The sequence below is a fragment of the Natronospira sp. genome (assembly GCF_007134575.1).
In the GTDB taxonomy this organism is placed as follows: Bacteria; Pseudomonadota; Gammaproteobacteria; order Natronospirales; family Natronospiraceae; genus Natronospira; species Natronospira elongata.
The window spans coordinates 1-2,501 of the sequence record NZ_SLKM01000208.1; the positions used below are offsets into that span (position 1 = coordinate 1).

A 2,501-nucleotide genomic window follows, 5' to 3' on the forward strand; every position below is an offset into this window, starting at 1 on the left:
GAGAGTTCTTCGAGAATGGCCTGTCTGAGTGCGTCTCTGTTCACAATCCCTCCGGGTGCTGCAGCCGCTGGTCGATGTCGTTGAGAAAGCGGGCCCCCACATGACCGTCACAGACCCGGTGATCCGCCGCCAGACTGATGTCCACCGTGGCGTGCACGGCCAGGGCGTCGTCGATGGCGACGGGGCGGGGGCGTGGCCGGCCGAAGCCGATCATGGCCACCTGGGGCGGCTGAATCACGCCGATGACCCGGTCCACACCACGCTCTCCCAGACTGGTCACGGTGGCCGTGCCCTGATTGAACTCGGAGCCGCGCAGACCGCCGCGCCGGGCCCGCTGCACCAGGTCCTGCATGGCGGCGGTGATCTCGCCAAGGCTCAGGCGGTCGGCGTGGAGAATGGCGGGGGCCACCAGCCCGCCCCCGCGCAGGTGGATGGCCAGGCCCAGGTGGATGTCACTGGATGGCCGGAAGCCATCCGGCCCGTAGTGACCATTCAGTTCACCGAAACGGGCCAGGGCCAGGGCGGTGGCGCGGATGAACAGGCCCGCCATCAACAGCCGCTCGGCCGGGGGGCGGTCATGGTTCCAGTTCTCCAGCCATTGTTCGGCGGCGTTCAGGTCCACTTGCTGGCTGAGATAGAAATGGGGGATCTCCCGCTTGGCCCGGCTCATGGTGGCGGCAATGGCGCTCCGCATGGCTTCCGGCTCAAAGCCCCGTGATGGCTCGGCGAAAGTCCTGTCGTCGGTTTGGTCCAGGTCGCGCAGCAGGATGGCCCCATCCGGGCCACTGCCTCGGAGCCGGCTCAAATCCAGGTCCCGCAGTCGAGCCTGACGCCGGGCGGCGGGTGAAGCGGTGGGCCGTGGCTCATGGCCGGGGCCGTGTCTGGTCGGCTGGGCGGGTTTTCGGGGCGGCTGGCTGTCATCCGGACTGGGCCTTTCCGGGGCAGCCTTGCGGGGCAGGGGCGCGGTGGCGGCTTCGGCTGTCTTGCTGGCCGCCTGCTCGTCCCCGTCGATCCGTGCCAGCACCTCGCCCACCGGCACTTCGCTGCCTTCCTCCACCAGCAGTTCGCGTACCGTGCCGTCCTCGAAGATCTCGATATCCAGCACCGCCTTGGCGGTTTCCACCGCTGCCACCACCTGGCCACGCTTGACCCGGTCTCCGGGCCGGATCTTCCAGCGCACCAGCTTGCCGGATTCCATGTCCGCGCCCATGGAGGGCATGCGAAAATCGCTCATGCCTGTTCCCCCAGGATCCGGCGGGCGGTGGCGACGATCTTGTCCACCTGGGGCAGGGCCGATTCTTCCAGGTGACGGGGGTAGGGTATGGGCACTTCCTCGCTGCAGACCCGGGCGAGTGGCGCGTCCAGCTCCCAGAAGGCCTGTTCAGAAAGGATGGCCAGAATCTCGCCGGCCAGACTGCCGGTCAGCCAGCCTTCGTCCACCACTACGGCACGCCGGGTGCGGCTGACGGATTCGATCAGGGTGTCGCGATCCAGCGGGCGCAGGACCCGGAGATCAATCACCTCCGCCTCGATCCCGTCCCTGGCCAGCAACTCGGCGGCTTCCAGGCTCTTGTACAGGCAGCCGCCCCAGGTGATCAGGGAAATGTCACGACCGGGTCGCCGGATCACCGCCTTGTCGATGTCCACGCCATCCGGCTGCGGGGTGAGTTCGGCGCTGTGGTTGTACAGCATCACATGCTCGAAGATCAGCACCGGGTTGGGGTCCTGCAGAGCCGACCACAGCATGTAGCGGGCATCCTCCACGGTGGCCGGGTAGAGCACCCGGATGCCGGGCACATGGGCATACCAGTTTTCCAGGCTGTGGGAGTGCTGGGCCGCCACTTGGCGACCGGCACCGGTGGCCATGCGGATTACCAGCGGTACCGGAAACTGGCCACCGGACATGTGCAGCAGGGTGGCCGCCGTGTTCACGATCTGATCCATCGCCAGCAGGCTGAAGTTGACCGTCATGATCTCCACGATCGGGCGCATGCCGCCAAGTGCTGCACCAATGCCCGCACCGGTAAAGGCGTTCTCGGACAGGGGTGTGTCGCGTACCCGTTCCGGGCCGAAGTGCTCCAGCATGCCGCGCGTAACGGCATAACAACCGCCATAGCGGCCGATGTCCTCGCCCATGATGAAGACACGCTTGTCGTGGCTGAGTGCCTCCTCAAGCCCGCGGGCGAAGGCTTCACGCAGGCTCATTTCCGTTTCGCCTTTTTCGGCCTCGGGGGGTGGTTCAAGGCTGGCCGGGGCGGGCGCCATCACATGTTCATGCAGGTCAGTGACCGCTTCCCATTCGGAGTCTTCCGCAAAGCGAACTGCGGCCTCGACTTCTTCCGTGACTTCCCGGTCCAGACTGGCCTGCTGTTCTTCGTCAAGCAGGCCGGCCTGCTGCATCCAGTTGGCCAGGCGATCGATGGGATCGCGTTCTTTCCATTGCGCCACTTCTTCCTGATCGCGGTAAAGCTGGGGGTCGAACATGGAGTGGGCGCGGAAGC

2 protein-coding genes are annotated in these 2,501 nt (G+C 66.4%); both read right to left on the reverse strand.

Going from position 1 to position 2,501, the window contains the following annotated elements; genetic code table 11:
- Positions 1 to 40: 40 nt before the first annotated feature.
- A complete protein-coding gene (locus ACJWXQ_RS08205; protein WP_306727522.1) occupies positions 41 to 1,234 on the reverse strand; it encodes a dihydrolipoamide acetyltransferase family protein in 1,194 nt (397 codons plus the stop codon).
- The coding region (locus tag ACJWXQ_RS08210; RefSeq protein ID WP_406672561.1) for a pyruvate dehydrogenase complex E1 component subunit beta at positions 1,231 to 2,501 on the reverse strand (1,271 nt) is incomplete at its 5' end. The genes ACJWXQ_RS08210 and ACJWXQ_RS08205, both read right to left, overlap by 4 nt.

Bases quoted from the DNA above. Each gene is read 5' to 3' on its own strand.
- ACJWXQ_RS08205 (WP_306727522.1), bottom strand. From the start codon at position 1,234: ATGAGCGATTTTCGCATGCCCTCCATGGGCGCGGACATGGAATCCGGC.